Origin of the sequence: Bacillus sp. JJ1474 (assembly GCF_036965225.1) — a bacterium.
In the GTDB taxonomy this organism is placed as follows: Bacteria; Bacillota; Bacilli; order Bacillales; family Cytobacillaceae; genus Cytobacillus.
Window position 1 is genome coordinate 1 of record NZ_JBALPC010000103.1, and the last position, 16,721, is coordinate 16,721.

The 16,721-nt window shown below is 37.5% G+C and carries 12 protein-coding genes; 6 read left to right on the plus strand and 6 right to left on the minus strand.

Features of this window, described 5'->3' with window-relative positions:
• Positions 1 to 423 precede the first annotated feature (423 nt).
• From V7164_RS14265 to V7164_RS14285, 5 genes are all read left to right on the plus strand, one after another.
• Entirely contained in the window at positions 424 to 1,581 is a 1,158-nt protein-coding gene (locus tag V7164_RS14265; protein WP_335354409.1) for a branched-chain amino acid ABC transporter substrate-binding protein, read from the plus strand.
• Between the two features lie 205 nt (positions 1,582 to 1,786).
• A complete protein-coding gene (locus tag V7164_RS14270; RefSeq protein ID WP_335347769.1) occupies positions 1,787 to 2,692 on the plus strand; it encodes a branched-chain amino acid ABC transporter permease in 906 nt (301 codons plus the stop codon).
• Between the two features lie 2 nt (positions 2,693 to 2,694).
• On the plus strand, positions 2,695 to 3,672 hold the full coding sequence (locus V7164_RS14275) for a branched-chain amino acid ABC transporter permease (RefSeq protein ID WP_335347770.1): 978 nt from the start codon (positions 2,695 to 2,697) through the stop codon (positions 3,670 to 3,672).
• A gap of 27 nt (positions 3,673 to 3,699) precedes the next feature.
• On the plus strand, positions 3,700 to 4,470 hold the full coding sequence (locus V7164_RS14280; RefSeq protein WP_335354403.1) for an ABC transporter ATP-binding protein: 771 nt from the start codon (positions 3,700 to 3,702) through the stop codon (positions 4,468 to 4,470).
• Positions 4,467 to 5,183, plus strand: coding sequence for an ABC transporter ATP-binding protein (locus V7164_RS14285; protein WP_335347772.1), 717 nt, complete (start codon positions 4,467 to 4,469; stop codon positions 5,181 to 5,183). The genes V7164_RS14280 and V7164_RS14285 overlap by 4 nt, the downstream gene beginning before the upstream one ends.
• A 54-nt stretch (positions 5,184 to 5,237) precedes the next feature.
• Here the strand turns inward: V7164_RS14285 and V7164_RS14290 are convergent, their stop codons facing one another.
• Together V7164_RS14290 and V7164_RS14295 are read right to left on the minus strand one after the other, a co-directional pair.
• Complete coding sequence (locus V7164_RS14290; RefSeq protein WP_335354404.1) at positions 5,238 to 6,344, minus strand: M24 family metallopeptidase; 1,107 nt, start codon at positions 6,342 to 6,344, stop codon at positions 5,238 to 5,240.
• A gap of 45 nt (positions 6,345 to 6,389) precedes the next feature.
• Positions 6,390 to 7,469: a M24 family metallopeptidase gene (locus V7164_RS14295; protein WP_335354405.1), complete on the minus strand. Its 1,080-nt coding sequence runs from the start codon at positions 7,467 to 7,469 to the stop codon at positions 6,390 to 6,392.
• A 279-nt stretch (positions 7,470 to 7,748) separates the two neighbouring features.
• Here V7164_RS14295 and V7164_RS14300 point away from each other — a divergent pair, with 279 nt between their 5' ends.
• Positions 7,749 to 9,443, plus strand: a complete 1,695-nt coding sequence (locus V7164_RS14300; protein ID WP_335354406.1) for a peptide ABC transporter substrate-binding protein — start codon at positions 7,749 to 7,751, stop codon at positions 9,441 to 9,443.
• 676 nt (positions 9,444 to 10,119) lie between these two features.
• Here the strand turns inward: V7164_RS14300 and V7164_RS14305 are convergent.
• The 4 genes from V7164_RS14305 to V7164_RS14320 form a co-directional block, all read right to left on the minus strand.
• Positions 10,120 to 11,892 (minus strand): hydantoinase B/oxoprolinase family protein, encoded by a 1,773-nt coding sequence (locus tag V7164_RS14305; RefSeq protein ID WP_335354407.1) that lies wholly within the window; start codon positions 11,890 to 11,892, stop codon positions 10,120 to 10,122.
• Between the two features lie 3 nt (positions 11,893 to 11,895).
• Positions 11,896 to 13,953: a hydantoinase/oxoprolinase family protein gene (locus V7164_RS14310; RefSeq protein ID WP_335344457.1), complete on the minus strand. Its 2,058-nt coding sequence runs from the start codon at positions 13,951 to 13,953 to the stop codon at positions 11,896 to 11,898.
• 284 nt (positions 13,954 to 14,237) lie between these two features.
• On the minus strand, positions 14,238 to 15,899 hold the full coding sequence (locus tag V7164_RS14315) for a PucR family transcriptional regulator (protein WP_335354410.1): 1,662 nt from the start codon (positions 15,897 to 15,899) through the stop codon (positions 14,238 to 14,240).
• 132 nt (positions 15,900 to 16,031) lie between these two features.
• The coding region (locus V7164_RS14320) for an MFS transporter (protein WP_335354408.1) at positions 16,032 to 16,721 on the minus strand (690 nt) is incomplete at its 5' end.

Here is a 16,721-nt window from a genome sequence, read left to right on the forward strand (position 1 = left end):
TTTACACATTGCGCTAATCGATGTCTGAATTATTTGACAATAGGATATAAAAAGTAAAATTTTATCACTAATTCCCTATAAAGTGTCTATAATCTTTGACAAATCCAATGGCATAAAACGATATAGATGTACTAAGAAAGTCACGCTTTAACAAAATTTATACTAGTAATTATTTTCCGAAGATTATATACTTTCAGACATACACTAGTTTTTCTATCATTCACAATTCCTCACACACATCATCGAAGTAGTAAAGAAAGGGCTAAATCATAACATCTTAGCATTCCTCACACAAATGAGCAGTAAGCTTTCCCTTTTCTTTGAAGTAAGAAACTAGTTTTAAAGGAGGTGAAAGTTCGTTTCTATCCTTATTTGTAAAATCATTTAGCCAAAAATCAGTTGGAAAAGAAAAAAATAAAAGGGGTGTTTCATTTGAAAAAGTATTCCATGATAGCAATCGGTCTATTGCTCGTCCTCTCTATTTTCCTAAGTGCATGTTCTAGTGAAGGCAGTTCTGGTGGAGGAAAAAGCAATTCCGAAGAAATTTTAGTTGGTGTCCTCTTGCCGGTAACAGGAAATAATGCAACTGACGGAAAAGACATGTTAAACGCTATGCAAATGGCAGCAGAGAAAATAAATAATGATGGCGGAGTTAATGGAAAAAAATTAAAGCTTGAAGTGGCTGACGATGCCTGTGATCCTCAAATGGCCACAACAGCTGCTAATAAGCTTGTTTCCATGAAAGTAACTGCAGTTGTTGGAGGTTATTGTTCTGGATCTACATTGCCAGCATCAGGTGTTTTCAATAACGCTAAAATCCCTATGATTGTTGCAGCAGCTAATTCATCAGAATTACCAGCACAGGGCTATGAGAGCCTATTTCTAATTAATGGTTTAGTTCCAGACCAGGCCAAATCAGGGGCTGACTATTTCAAGGACAAAGGCGCTAATAACATTGTCATCATTCATGATAACTCAGCTTATGCAAAAAACTTAGCTGATTTTGCTCAGAAATCTGTTGAAGAAAATGGCGGTAAGGTCATTGGCTTCGAAGCTATTAATCCTGAAGAAAAAGATTTTGGCTCATTAATGACTAAACTAAAATCGCTAAACCCTGATGGAACATATTTTACAGGTTATTATGCAGCGGGCGGGCTGATGATGAAACAATTCAAGGAAAAAGGCGTTTCAGGATTTTTTATGGTTGGTGATGGCAGTTATTCCCCAGATATTATTGATATTGCAGGGGCAGATAATGCGGAAGGTTTATTAGTGACAGCCACTCCTACAGCAAACTTCATTCCTGGAGCAGATGAATTTGTAAAAGAATATAAGAGTAAGCATAAAGATTTATCTCCTGGTCCATTCTCTGCCCTTTCATACAACGGTATGAATCTATTGGCAGATGCCTTGATAAGAGCAAATTCAACAAGCAGTGAAGACATTACAAAGGCTTTAAAGGATACAAAAGCCTTCGAGGGTATTGGTCAGACGATTGAGTTTAATGACCAAAACTCTCTGAATCAATCAAACTTCCACGTTATGAAAGTAGTAAGTGGAGATTTCACTTTAGAAAAATAAGTAAAAATCACTGGAACGTTTAAACCTCAGGTCAAGCGTTTCACATTCCTCTTATATGCACTGGGCTGTCTTATACATAACAAGGGCCGACAATTAAATGTTTATCGTTAGTGTTAAGCATTGCAACGGTCGCCCCTTGTAGGACAGCACTAAATTCACTTCAAGCTTCCGCCAAATTTACGCACAGAGGAGAGTCGAAATAATAATGGATATATTCTTACAAATACTGATTGACGGATTAGTAATAGGTGCCTTTTATAGTTTAGTTGCTTTAGGATATACGATGGTATACGGAATTATTAAGCTGCTAAACTTTGCCCATGGTGATCTTTATATGATGGGTGCCTTCATCGGGTTTACCCTGCTCTCTTTATTTACGGGTGATGGCGGGTTTAATACTGGAATATTAGGTATTGGCATTGTATTCATTGGTACGATGGTGATAGTTGGACTGCTAGGGATGGGTGTTGAGAGAATTGCCTATCGGCCGCTGTTGCTTGCCCCTAGGCTATCAATATTAATTACGGCAATTGGTGTGTCTTTATCATTAGAATATACATCAATGATAGGATGGGGTGCTTCTTACAAGGTATACCCTATAAAACTGCCAAATGATGGACTTCAGTTTTTAGGAGCTCAGATCTCTTTTGCTCAGATAGGGATGATTGTACTTTCCGCACTATTAATGCTTGGTCTTCGCTTATTTATTGATAAAACTATTTACGGTAAGGCGATGCGTGCCATTGCTTTAGATCAAACAGCTTGCAGCTTAATGGGCGTTAACGTACACCGAATAATTGCCCTTACATTTTTTATTGGGGCATTCTTGGCTGCCGGGGCTGGACTCATGTCAGGCATCTACTATGGAACGATTAACTTTATGATGGGATTTGTCATTGGCCTTAAGGCCTTTACAGCAGCAGTTCTAGGTGGAATTGGAAATATAACTGGGGCTATGCTTGGAGGTCTAGTTCTTGGGATTATCGAAGCTTTCGGCACCTTTTACCTTGGCGGATCGTGGAAAGATGTACTTGCCTTCGGAATTCTCATCCTATTCTTAGTATTTAAGCCTACAGGCATACTAGGAGCAAAAGAAATGGAGAGGATGTAAAGATGAAAAAGTATAAGAAACAATCCCTTCTGCTTGCCATCATCGCCTTATTCATTCTTCCATTTTTCTTGAATAGTTATTGGTTAGATGTCTTAACCCTTGTACTTTTTTATGTTGTTCTTACTCAAGGATTGAATATAGTAGTCGGATATACCGGCCTGCTTGATTTAGGCTATGCAGCGTTTTTTGCTGTTGGAGCCTATACAACTGCCATACTGATGACCACTTATCATTGGTCCTTCTGGCTGACTCTTCCTGTCTCGTTCCTTTGCGCAGTTATCGCAGGTGTCGTTGTTGGAACTCCGACTCTCCGTTTAAGAAGTGATTATTTAGCCATCGTTACCCTCGGATTCGGTGAAATTGTAAAAATATTAGCTACCAATTTAGAAATTACTGGGTCTGCCTCTGGAATTTACGGTATTCCTCGTCCAGCCATTGGCAGCTATATTTTGTCATCACAAAAGGACTTTTATTATTTAATATTAGTTGTCGCCATCCTCTCCATCATTGCTGTTTACAGATTAGGGCGTTCAAGGATCGGACGGGCATGGATTTATATTCGTGAGGATGAGGATGCCGCAGAAGCTATGGGTATTAATCGAATTCGGCTGAAATTGCTTTCGTATGCATCTGGAGCTGTTATCGGAAGCTTTGCCGGTTCTATCTTCGCTGTCAAAATGAGTGCAATTGCCCCTTTAAGCTTTAGCTTTTTACAATCAGTTATGATTCTTCTTGCCGTTGTATTAGGAGGACTTGGAAGTATTCCAGGTGTTGTGATTGGTGCTGTATTAGTCATCGTTCTTCCAGAGCTTCTGCGTGGCGTAGATGACTGGCGCTATTTAATATTTGGGGTTTCCTTAGTGGCTATGATGATCTTCCGTCCGCAAGGAATTTGGCCATCTAAAAACGGAACCGAGGATGTGGCAGATATAGACGAGGATGAAAAAACGAATGACCCAAAACATACCATATCTATTTAGTCTTACTTCGAAAGAGAGGGGATTCAAATGTCTCTATTAACTGTAAAAGATTTAAAGCTGCAGTTTGGAGGATTACTTGCTGTAAATGATTTATCCTTTACTGTTGAAAAAAACTCCATTTCCAGTATTATCGGACCGAACGGAGCTGGAAAAACTTCAGTATTTAATATGATTACTGGCTTTTACCGGCCGACTAGCGGAGATATTAGTTTGGACGGGACAAGCTTAATCAATAGGAAGCCCAGTCAAATAACGGCTTTAGGAATGGCCCGGACATTTCAGAACCTTCGTTTGTTTCCAAACTTATCTGTGTTGGATAATGTAAAGTCTGGTATGCATTGCCGTACAAAACAGGCCGTTTGGGGTGCCTTGTTTCAAACAAAAAGCCAAAAAGAAGAAGAAAGATTAATAGAGCAGGTTGCTCTGGATTGCATTGAATTTGTAGGAATCACTAAGTATATGAAAAGATCAGCAAAAAATCTCCCTTATGGGGCCCAACGCTATTTAGAGATTGCCCGAGCACTGGCCACTCAACCAAAATTATTGCTATTGGATGAGCCGGCTGCTGGGCTCAACTTTGAAGAAAAGCAATATTTAATTCAGCTGATTAGAAGAGTTCGTGACGAATTTAACATTACGGTTTTAATGATTGAGCATGATATGGCATTGATTAAACAAATCTCCGAACATATTACGGTTATTGATTATGGTTGTAAAATTGCAGAAGGCACCCCTGAGGAAGTGCTGAAAAACGAAAAGGTCATTGAAGCATACTTGGGCAAGGAGGAAGTCGTTTGAAGCCTCTACTAAAACTGACGGACGTAAATTCTTACTATGGGAAAATTCATGCACTAAATAATATAAATTTGGAAATTAATGAAGGGGAAATTGTTGCTTTGCTAGGAAGCAATGGAGCAGGCAAAAGTACGACCCTTAAAACGATATCCGGATTGATTAAGCCAAAATCAGGTAATATCGAATGGAATAGTCAGAGTATTGTCGGGGTTCAGCCGCATAAAATTGTCGAATCAGGAATTATTCATGTCCCTGAAGGAAGACGGATCTTTGGCGGCCTCACCGTTACAGAGAATTTAGAGCTAGGCGCCTTTACATACAGAAAGGATAAGAAATGGATAAAAGAAGGAATTGAACGATCTTTTGACCTGTTTCCACGATTAAAGGAACGATCTAAGCAGTTAGCAGGCACACTCAGCGGAGGCGAGCAGCAGATGGTTGCAATCAGCCGCGGTCTAATGGGAAATCCAAAGCTGTTGATGCTTGATGAGCCATCGATGGGGCTTGCTCCCATTATCGTTCAAGAGATTATGAGAATTATCCAGGAAATTAACAAGCAAGGAACGACCATTCTATTAATTGAACAAAATGCAAAAGCTGCTCTTCGTCTTGCCAATAGAGGCTATTTAATTGAAATTGGGAATATTGTTATGCATGATACGGCAGAGGTTTTACGCGAGGATGATAAAATTATTAAAGCGTATTTGGGAGCTTGAGATGGATCTTTAAAACAAAAAAACCAGCACTATGCTGGTTTTTTGCTTTGAAACTTAGCCAATACGAATCAATTCTGTTGGAAATGAAGTTAATAGCTTTCCATTGCCAGCTTCATCAATATAAACATTTTCCTCAATCCGTACTCCGCCATATCCCGGAATATAAATGCCTGGCTCAATCGTAAATAGGAGCCCGCTTTCTACGATTAAATCATTGTTTTCATGGACTGAAGGCTCTTCATGCACATCGATCCCCAAACCATGTCCTACACGGTTATTAAAATATTCCCCATAGCCAGCTTCTTTAATTACATTGCGGGCAGCAATATCAATTTCCCCAATTCGAATACCCGCTTTACAAGCATTTACGCCTGCTTCTGTGGATTTTCGAACAATATCATAAATTTCTCTCTGTTTCGCAGTTTCCTCACCAATGACAAATGTTCGAGTAATGTCAGAGCAATAGCCATCCACAATAACACCCATATCAATCAGTAAAAAGTCTCCTTGATTGATCGTTTTCTGATCTGGACTTCCATGTGGTAAGGATGCTTTTTCTCCTGATAAAACAATCGTTGAAAATGAAGGACCCGCTGCTCCAAACTTTCTCATAAGAAACTCTAATTCTGCCGTAAAGTCTTGCTCTGTCATACCAGCTTTGACCTTCTTAATTCCTTCAGCCATTACTTTTTCAATCACATGAATGGCAGTCTGAATCTTGCTGCATTCCTCTTGAGACTTTTTCATTCTTTGCTGGGAAATAAAATCTCCAATATTTTTATAGTTTAAATCAGAGAAAAAGAGATTGAGCTGTTCATGATGATATAAAGAAATAACTTTTGTTTCTAAGCCAATTGTATTAACACTTTCACCAATCGTGTCTTTTAATACTTTATATGGATTTACTTCATCAGAAATCGTTACAATCCTCTTTACAAAAGAATCATTTTCTGCAATTTCCCGATCTAAGGCAGGAACAAATAAATATTGATCTCCCTTATTAATATCCATGACTAAAGCCATAAATCTTTCGTGAGGATCAGAATTGAAACCTGTATAATAGAAAACATTTTTCGGATCTTTAATGATCGCTACATCGACATTTTGATTTTCTAAGTATTTCTTTAACTCATTTAATCTACTTTGATATTGTTCTTGCATAAGTTGTCATCCCTTACATTTTATATTATTTCACACAGCTTAGGGCTATAAAATGACTAGCTCCTTCGTTGATGGGGTTAATACTTCTCGACCATTTTCGGTAATTAGGATAACATCCTCTACCCTCGCTCCGCCTAAGCCTTTTAAATAAATACCAGGCTCGACGGTTATTACCATGTTTTCCTCTAATACTTTGTCTTTTAATACAGAGAATAACGGGGCTTCATGAACCTCTATCCCAATTCCATGACCTGTGCCAGTTCCTGATTGTTCATTAAACCCGTGCTTAATAATATTTTCACGCATTAAATAGTCGACCTCTTTGTCAGTCAGCCCCGGACGTAAATGAGCAACGCAATTTTCGAATGAAGTCAGCACAACATCATGAAGGTTTCTTAATTCAGGTACCGGCTCTCCAATTGCAACAACCCTAGAAATATCGGCCCAATAGCCTTCGTAATTGGCCCCAAAATCAATTGTAATCATATCGCCTTTTTCAATAATTTTATCACTTGCACGTCCATGTGGCAAAGAGGAGCGATATCCGGATGCAACAATTGGAGAAAATGATGTAGTTGTGCCGCCATGTTTTTTAATAAATGCTCCAAGTTCTTCTGCTACATCCAGCTCAGACATACCAGCCCGGATAATATTTAGAATATGTAAATACGCTTTGTCAGTAATATCCGCGGCAACACGCAATTTCTTAATTTCGTCTTCCGTTTTAATCATACGAATCTTCTCGACTGCTTCAAAAGTTGGCACTAGTTCAGCAGAGAATAATGTTTCATTTCTACTAAATAGCCCATAAGATAAATGCTCTTGCTCAAAACCGAGCTTACTAATCTTCATTTCATTCGCTTGGACAACAACTTCTTCAAAGATTTTCCCTTTATGGCCTGTATGCCCTGCGTGCAAAACAACTTCAAAGTCCTTTGCTTGATTTTGAGCCTGTTCAAAATAGCGATAATCGGTAATAAGCTTTGCTTCTGTTTCAGTAATAAGAAGTACCCCATTGCTTCCAGTAAAACCAGACATGTACAATCTGTTCACTGGATGAACGATCATCATTCCATCTACACCTAATTCATTAAACTTCTCTCGGAGTCTATTAATTTTATGCATACTTTTTCCCCCTCAAGTTTTAGATTCAATTAAATATTAATGCAATTTTTGTGCCATAAAAAAACGAGAGTAATTTTTAAATTAATAGCTTTGTTTTTCCTTTTAGGTTTTATTATTTTTTACACATTCAAAATTTTTTGACAACTTATGTATAACTTTTTAAACACAGTTAAATGAATTGCTCACAATTTTCAGAATCCACTAATCAATTAAAGAAATTATGTACTGGCACAATTCTTGCAATATATTTTTGAATATTCTAAAAAGGGGGAGTCTATTTTGTTAAAACTAAAAACTGCAATAACTGTCATTCTTTCTCTTCTTATCGTTTTAGCCCTCACAGGCTGCTATGGAAAAAGCAATGAAACGAGCAACCCATCATCAACACCAGAAACAAAAGGAACTGAGACTAATCAACCTTCTACACCTGCTACAGAAGAACAAACGTTAAATTTGTATGCCGCAAATGAAATTCCTACATTAAAGACAAATGGAGTGATCGATGGTATTTCAGGCACGATGATGTTAAATCTTTATGAAGGTCTGTACCGAGAGGACCAAGACCAAAAACTCGTACCTGGAATAGCGAAGGATCATGAAATTAGCGATGATGGCAAAACATACACCTTTCATTTACGGGATGATGCAAAATGGAGCAATGGTACGCCAGTAACCGCTCATGATTTTGTATTCGGCTGGCAGAGAGCACTTCACCCAGACACCCTTTCACCTCACTCCTATGAAATGGACAGTATCGTGAACGCAGTAGAAATTCAAAATAAAGACCATGAACTTTATGGTAAAGTAGAAGAACTCGGTGTTAAAGCGATTGATGACTTTACACTTGAAGTTCAATTAGCACATGCGATTCCTTATTTTCTAGATACGTTAAACAATACTCTTTACTACCCGCAAAATGAAGAATTTTTGAATTCGCAAGGCGACAATTATGCATTAGAACCAGAATACTTAATTTATAATGGCCCATTTATTCTTGATTCTTGGAAACATGAAGAAGGATGGGTGCTTAAGAAAAATCCTACCTACTGGGATGCAGGAAATGTAAAGATTGAAACAATTAATTTCAAAGTTGTAAAAGATGTTTCTACTGGTGTAAATCTGTACGATTCTGGTTCTGTCGACATGACAAACTTGTCATCAGAATTTGTTGATCTTTACCAAGGCAATCCAGATCTTCAATCTTTAATAAAAAGGGAAATGTATTTTATCCGCTTTAACCTTCAAAACAAATATTTAAGCAATGTGAATATCCGAAAAGCAATCGATATGGGCTGGAATAAGAAAGAAGCCGCAGAATTGATTCTTAAAAACGGCTCTATCCCTGCTTACTACTTAATTCCGGAAAAAATGGTAACCGTTACAGATGGAAGTGATTTCAGAAGCAAACACGGAAACTTTAATGATGAAGGAATAGAAAAAGCACAAGAATATTGGCAAAAAGGTTTAGAAGAGCTCGGCACTGACAAAGTTGAACTAGAATTTTTAAGCTATGATGACGGCCAGCGCAAGTCCGTAGCAGAATATATTAAGAACCAACTCGAAAAGAACCTACCGGGATTAACTCTCAATATCAACCAACAGCCTAATAAACAAAAGCTTGCGTTAGAAGGCAAACAGGAATATGATATGAGCCATTCCGGCTGGCGCAGCGGGATTGCCGATCCAACTGATTTTATGTCAATTCACCTTTCAGACGGTCCATACAACTGGCAAAGCTATGTAAGTGCTGATTATGACAAGTTAGTGAAAAAGGCTCAGGTAGACTTTACTAATATTGAAGAACGATTTAACAATCTCCAAGATGCTGAACAAATCCTAATTGAAAAAGATGTAGTTATTTCACCGATGTATCAAGCAAGTGAAGCATACCTTTTAAAACCATATGTTAAAGGATTCGTCACCCTTCCAAATACAACGTACAGCTATAAGTGGACGTATATTGAAGGAAAATAATGTGAATGAAACAAAACGCTTGAATATAGGCGTTTTGTTTTTTTTGTAAAAATAAATGAAAAAAAAAACGGGCATACAACTTGGTATGCCTTTCAAAAGAAAAGATAGGGGGTATATATCAATATTAAACAGATAAGCGATTGAAACGGTTTTTTTATAGGATGTTACTTACAAACACCCATTCAATATAAATAAATGACATCATTATATTTAATGCAATTTCTGTACCAAAACTGTGAAAACTTCATTTTATGATTCAATTTTTTTAAAAAAGACTTATGAGTTATTGAGAATCGAAAAAGGGGCATGACATGGATTAGGAAAACCAGTTGAAAAAATCATTGGGGAGCATACGGATATTTTTGCATTTTTGTTTAAACATTTGGAGGTTTAAGAATGACGAAGGAAGTTATATAGAAGTCTTGATGACCTTCAATTTGGAAAATCAAACCCAAACGCTTGAATAAATCTCTAAGCGTTTGGGCTTTTTAATGCTCTACTAAAATTTAGGCCCCTTAAAAAAGTTTAAGGCTTTTGTGAGTTAACGTTACTTGCTCATTAGTTAATAGTAAAGCCAATTTTAAGTGTGCTCAGAAAATCGGCTATCGTAAAGAAATGAGCTTGGTATACAAAGTTATCTCAAACTATCCTAGGGATACGCTTTTTCTATAGTTAGTTAAAATTTTGACATAGATTTTATTTGTTTTCGCTTGTTATTTGTAGCAATTTGATCAATATTGAGTGAAATAGGATCAATTACTACACCATAACATTTCTCAGCTGCATCAAGGCTAACATAACCTCTTTTTACGTCTATAAGAACTTCTTCTGATGTTCGATCCAGCGGGTCACCGTAGCCACCTCCGCCACCAGTTTGAACAGAGAGTATATCCCCTTCCTTTAATGAATATCCGGTTACTTTTTGTATAATTACTTCTTCCTCGGTACCTGGATTAACAACAACTCGGTTATGCAAAGCTGATTGACCTCCAAATAATCCCCAAGGTGGACATTCTGATCGTTCTTGGGTAGTTGTAAATTTAGCATGATGATTGATAATCTTATAATCTCTAAAATGTCCCAATCCTCCCCGATATCTCCCAGGACCCCCTGAATCTTTACGAACTTCATAGCGTTCTATATGAAGTGGGAATTTAGATTCTATAATTTCTACAGGAACGTTTCGAGTGTCTCCGTCAGCTATAGCAATCATAACATTCTCACCATCACGGAATGGATTTGCTCCCCATCCTCCACCTTCAGCTTCCGTATGCAAATATGGAACTCCAGTTCTCGGATCATTACCGAAAATAAATACAGCACACACATCACCGTAATGGGCAGCAGGAATCCGCTCTGGAATGGCTGTTGCCAATGCCTTAAAAATCGTATCGCAGAGAGTCATTAAAACGAGACCATAAACTGCAGAAGGTGCAGGATGTTTTGCATTAAACATACAATTATCAGGTACCTTAAGGATTAACGGTCGGAATGTACCTTCGTTAACTGGACTAAGAGGGCTTGTTACTGCCTTCAAGGCAATCCTAGCTCCAGAAAGTGTGGCAGCGTATCCACAATTTATAGGACCAAGACATTGTTCTGCAGACCCAGTTAAGTCAATTGTCATTTCTCCGCCTTTTATTTGGACAGTGACACATACTTTAGGATTCTTAATTCCAACCCCATCATCATCCATAAAAGCCTCTGCTTTATACTCTCCATCTGGAATAGAAGCTATTGCTAATCTTGTTGCCTTTTCCTCCATTTCGAACATCTCTTGAATGGCTGCTTGAACGGTTTCCAAACCATATCTTTTCACAATTTCAAGCATTCGGCGTTCGCCTGTATGACTAGCAGCAATTTGTGCACGTAAATCTCCCATTACACTATCTGTGAAACGTACATTATCACGTAGAATTTGGTACACATCACGGTTCATGACACCGCTTTTCATCAATTGAATAGAGCGAAGGCGAATCCCCTCCTGGTAAATTTCAGTCGTGTCTGTTGTCCAGCCACCAGGTGAGACAGCACCAATATCCAGCCAGTGAGCCCGACTAGCAGCAAAGCCAATTAAGGTATTAGTCTCTTCTAAGAAAATGGGACTGCAAACAACAACATCATTTAGGTGGGTACCTACCGTGTATGTGTCATTAATTAAATAAACATCCCCTGCTGCCATGTTTTCCTTACCTACATCAGAGATTATTTGCTTAACTGATGGGGGAAGGTTTCCTAAAAATATGGGTAGTCCAGCAGCTTGTGAGACCATGTCACCATTATGGTCAAACAATCCAACACTAAAATCAAGTACCTCATATATTATTGGGTTGTAAGCTGTACGTGCCAGGTTTATCTTCATTTCATCGGCAGCGGCTACAAATCCATTACGTATTACTTCAATTAATATAGGATCTACTTTTTTTATTTCAATACTTATATTTTTCATGCGTTAGTCCTCCTTTCTTGTTAAAAGTAAATTGCCAATTTGATCAATTATTCCCTCGAAATCAGATGTGATAAATGTTGTTGAGCCTTTTTCAAGAACAAGAGCAGGCCCTTTAATTTTGTTATCGGCAAGAAGATTGTCACGATTATATACAGTACATTCCACATATCCATCCGTAGGGTTTAGACAAATTTTAGTTGTTCCTAAGATTGCATTATTTAACGGTTCAGATCCACCATTTGGAACCTTCTTAATTTGAACCTCACCCAGTGAACCAAACGCTGCCAAACGGAGATTGATAATTTCCGTTGGTTCGGATTCAGATGAATGTCCATATGCTTGATCATGAAGTCTATTGAATTCCTCGCGTAGCTTAATCATTCTTTCTACTGTTAATGGACCATTTGGTAAGGGAACTCGAACCGTATATTCTTGCCCAACATAACGCATTTCAGCAGCCCTTTCGAATCGAATTGGTGTATCCGGATCCACTTCTTTTTCTAGAATTGAAATGGACTCCTGTTCCATTTCAGAATATATTTCTTCAAGCTCTAACGGATCGGATAATTCCGTTCTAACTAATCGTGTACGTGCAAAGTCATGGCGAACTTCACTAAGCAACATTCCCAAAGCAGAAAATGTTCCAGGTGCCATTGGTACGATTACTGTTTTAACTCCAAGTTCCTCTGCAACTTCACATGCATGAATTGGGCCCGCCCCACCAAAAGCAAATAATACAAACTCCTTTGGATCTAGTCCACGCTGAACTGTAACAGCACGAATTGCATGAGCCATATTATTGTTGACTATACGAAGTATTCCAGCAGCACCTGTAACAACATCTAGGCTAAGAGGATCTGAAATTCGATGAATGGATTTAATTGAGGCTTCCCTATCCATTTCCATTTTTCCTCCAAGTAAATGACTAGGAATTCGACCAAGAGTAAGATTAGCGTCCGTTACTGTTGGTTCGAAGCCACCCCGACCATAACAGGCTGGTCCAGGTTCAGCACCGGACGATTGAGGACCGACATTTAAGGATCCGGCACGGTCTATATGAGCAATTGATCCCCCTCCAGCACCTATGGAATAGATATCAATCATTGGAACCATCAATGGATGTCGCTCAATTTGTGATTCATTTGTTACTTTTGTCTTTCCCTGGTAGGTAAGGCTGACATCAGTACTCGTCCCACCCATATCAAAGGAAATAACATTATTAAAACCCGCTAGTTTCCCGATATATGCTGAACTTACAGCACCAGCTGCTGGACCCGACATTATGGTATGAACTGGTTTTGCTTTTGCTGAATTAACCGACATTATGCCTCCAGAAGACTGGTTAACAAAAAATGGTCGCTTGTAACCACGCTCCATCAAACCTGATTCAATATTCGATAAATAACTTCCCACTCTATCAGCGATGTAAGCATTTATTACTGTTGTACTTGTCCTTTCATACTCCCTCCACTCTCTCGCTAACTGATGAGAAAGAGAGACTTGAGAATCTGGGTATACCTCCGATAAGATTTCCCCAATCAAAAGTTCGTGAACAGGGTTGTTATATGCGTGTAGAAGACATACAGCTATAGCTTTAATCCCTTCTTTTTTGAAGTATTCAGCTGCTTTTACTACATCTTCCTTGTTTAATGCGGAAATAACATTACCATTTGAGTCTAAGCGCTCATTTACCTCCACTCTGTATTCCCTTTGAACTAGAGGCTCAGGCTTTTTATAATATAAATCATACATTTCTATCCGATTAACCCTACCGATTTCATAAACATCACGAAATCCTTTTGTTGTAATAATTCCAGTACGTACTCCTTTTTTCTCCAAGAAGCAATTTAAACCTACCGTTGTCCCATGTACTACCATTGAAGTTTCAGTTAAATCGATGTTAGCCAGTTCAAATCCGTTTCTAATTCCTTCCCAAAGGTTTCTTGGAGTTGTAGGTGTTTTTTCTAACGTGATATGCCCTGAATCTTGATCTAAAATAACAAAATCAGTAAATGTCCCACCGATGTCTACTCCGACTCGATACTTGGTATTAGTTGTCAATGTATTTCTCGCCTCCTATTTTGACTGCACAATGGATTATTGTGTTAGCTATATCATCCCATACTTTCTAAATAATCAGAATATTTAATGAGTACAAATTTTTAGGTCATTTTTTGTTTGTTGGAAACAAATTAACGAAAATCTGAACTCATAGAGAGTGGAATTGTACAAATAATGAACGGCAAAAAAGAAAAAAGATCCAGTTTGCCTTTACTGAGTCTTTTTTCATTGAGGATGAGAAAATAATATTAAGCTATATTAATATAACGTTACTCTTCTAATTATTATAATAATTTTTGTGCCTTTAATGCTAAGTGGAAGTTTAATTTTTGTTCAGGTTCCTTAAATGGATTAAAACCTAAAATTTCTTTAATTTTTTCAATCCGGTATTTAACTGTATTGGGATGAACAAAAAGCATCTTTCCAGTTTCGGTAAAACTCTCATTCACGTCTAAATATAATTCTACGGTTTTTACTAAATCCAATTGATGTTTATTATCGTATTGATTGAGTTGGGCAAGAAAATCTGATGTAAAATCTTCTAAAATGTAATTTGGAAGTTGTTCAATTATTTCATAGATACCTAGTTCATATATAGCTGTAATTTTATTAGTTCCATACATTCTTTCTCCAATATTTATGGATCTTATTGCATCTCTATGGCTTTTTCCCAATCCTAAAGGGGAAGCATAATAATTACCTATTCCGATAGATACCTTCATTTCCTTAAACTCAAAATCCAGTTCTTCCTTTAGTAAAAAAGATATTTTATTAGCTTTGTCTCTAGCGAACTGCACTTCTGGATTTTTATCAAAATGGATTAAAAGAATAATTGAGTTTCCTTTTATCAGACAAATAGTATGAGGACATAGCAGTTCAATTTTAGGTCGTATACGAGAGCGAATGTGTTTTTCTATTATGAAATCTCCCTTATTATTAGAATGCTCATCTCCTTCTTGGGAAAGCTTTGCGACCAAGACCATATGTTTTTTTGCTAGGTTTAGTCCAACTAATTGCCCCTTATTGTATAGTTCTTCTTCGTTAAAAAACTTATCATTAAATAACTCCGTAAGAAAGTCACTTCGAAGACGGTCTTCAGTTTCAGTTACTGCCCTTTGTTTTGCAATTTCTAATGCAAGTGCTGTTGCTGCGTGTGATAAGGCAATAAAATCTAACTCTCGCAAAGTTTCTTTTAATTCCCAAGTAAAGATGTATCCAAATGGATTGCTTTTCGCTCCAGCTGGGACAGATACTTGATGAAAACTCTCACCTTCAATTTCTAGTTGACCTGTATAATAGTCTCTTTCATGATGATGTTTTCTAATTGAATTTTTCAAATGTGAAAAATTTCCGTTATTTATAATCCCTTCAACTTGTAGGCATTTTTGTAAAAAGTCTTCATCATCCGGTGAATTTGAACCTATTGCTAAAATATCAAAAGTGTCATTTATTATTAAAATAGGCTTCTTAATTAATTCTGATAGAGTTAAAGCAATTTTTTTTACATCTCCTCCCTGCAGGATAACCTTAGTTAGTTCACGATTTATTTCTTCCGATCTTTTAAGAATTTGAGATTGATAATTGAGTATAGTGCCCAAAACTGTAGAAAAAACTGTCGAATAGTTCATGGATGGAGGGAGTAATATTAAGGGTAAACCATAAGTGTTTGCTGCATTTATTAGTTTGACATTTATTTGAGGGCCTGTGATCATAGGATGAATTCCTAATGCTGCTACTCCAAAATCGGAGAACTTTTTTATTGTTTCTACTTGCCCTTCATAATTATTGCTCAAGCTATGAAACGTAGTTAATATAAATTCCCCGCCAGCAACAAATTGATCAAACTTATTAGGTATTTCTAATACACTTACACTTTTTATTGTTTTATTTAATCCCCTATGGCCAGCAATTAAACAAAGATTTTCAAGTGATTCCATACTTAGCATTTCTTTCACTGTGAACCTCATAACCACACCACCTAATTTTAAAAAGAAGAACTTGCTACACGCAAGTTCTTCCATAAACTCAAATTAAACTACTTTTAGTGACTTTATGAGATTAATCCTTAAAATCTAGTGCTATTCTAGTATCTTCCCTTCCGTTTCCGGAATGAACAGTATGGTGATCATTGTTACCACAACAAACGCCTCTATGAATGAAACGGTTGCCCCAAATGTCCATCCCATTCCAATGACAAAACCGATTATCGATGGGGCAAAAGTATTTGCCCAGCGCTGTGATGCTGCTCCGAAGCTATAGCCAGCACCGCGGACATTTGTCGGATAAACTTCGCCAAACCATGTATTCCACACAGCCCATGCCCCTTGATTAAAGAATGAAAGAAGAAAGTTAAATGCATATAGCTCAACCATATTGGATGAAAAGGCGAATAAGAAACCACTGATGGCTGCACCAGTTACAAATAGGAACAATATCTTTTTTCTGCCAAACCTAGCAGTAAGATGGGAAGCAGCCATATAACCTGGTATCTGCATAATGGAAGTTAAAGCAAGGAATCCTAAGCTTTGTGACATGGATAACCCTTTTTCCATTAACAATGTCGGAATCCATGTATACAATCCCCAATAACCAAATGCAAGAGTAAAGTTTACAATTGTTTGCAATGAGGTTAACTTTAGCCATTTCCCTCTAAAAATCTCAAAATAGTTGGCTTGTTTTACATTTAAAACTTCTAAATTCGTATTTTGATCTAGATTGATTTGATCCTTACTTAAAAATTTAATGACCGCTTTCGCTTCCTCCTGGCG

Excerpts from the sequence above, each read along its gene's own strand:
- V7164_RS14315 (WP_335354410.1), bottom strand. The coding sequence starts at position 15,899 with ATGCTAAGTATGGAATCACTTGAAAATCTTTGTTTAATTGCTGGCCAT.
- V7164_RS14270 (WP_335347769.1), top strand. The coding sequence starts at position 1,787 with ATGGATATATTCTTACAAATACTGATTGACGGATTAGTAATAGGTGCC.
- V7164_RS14275 (WP_335347770.1), top strand. The coding sequence starts at position 2,695 with ATGAAAAAGTATAAGAAACAATCCCTTCTGCTTGCCATCATCGCCTTA.
- V7164_RS14290 (WP_335354404.1), bottom strand. The coding sequence starts at position 6,344 with ATGCAAGAACAATATCAAAGTAGATTAAATGAGTTAAAGAAATACTTA.
- V7164_RS14295 (WP_335354405.1), bottom strand. The coding sequence starts at position 7,469 with ATGCATAAAATTAATAGACTCCGAGAGAAGTTTAATGAATTAGGTGTA.
- V7164_RS14305 (WP_335354407.1), bottom strand. The coding sequence starts at position 11,892 with ATGAAAAATATAAGTATTGAAATAAAAAAAGTAGATCCTATATTAATT.
- V7164_RS14280 (WP_335354403.1), top strand. The coding sequence starts at position 3,700 with ATGTCTCTATTAACTGTAAAAGATTTAAAGCTGCAGTTTGGAGGATTA.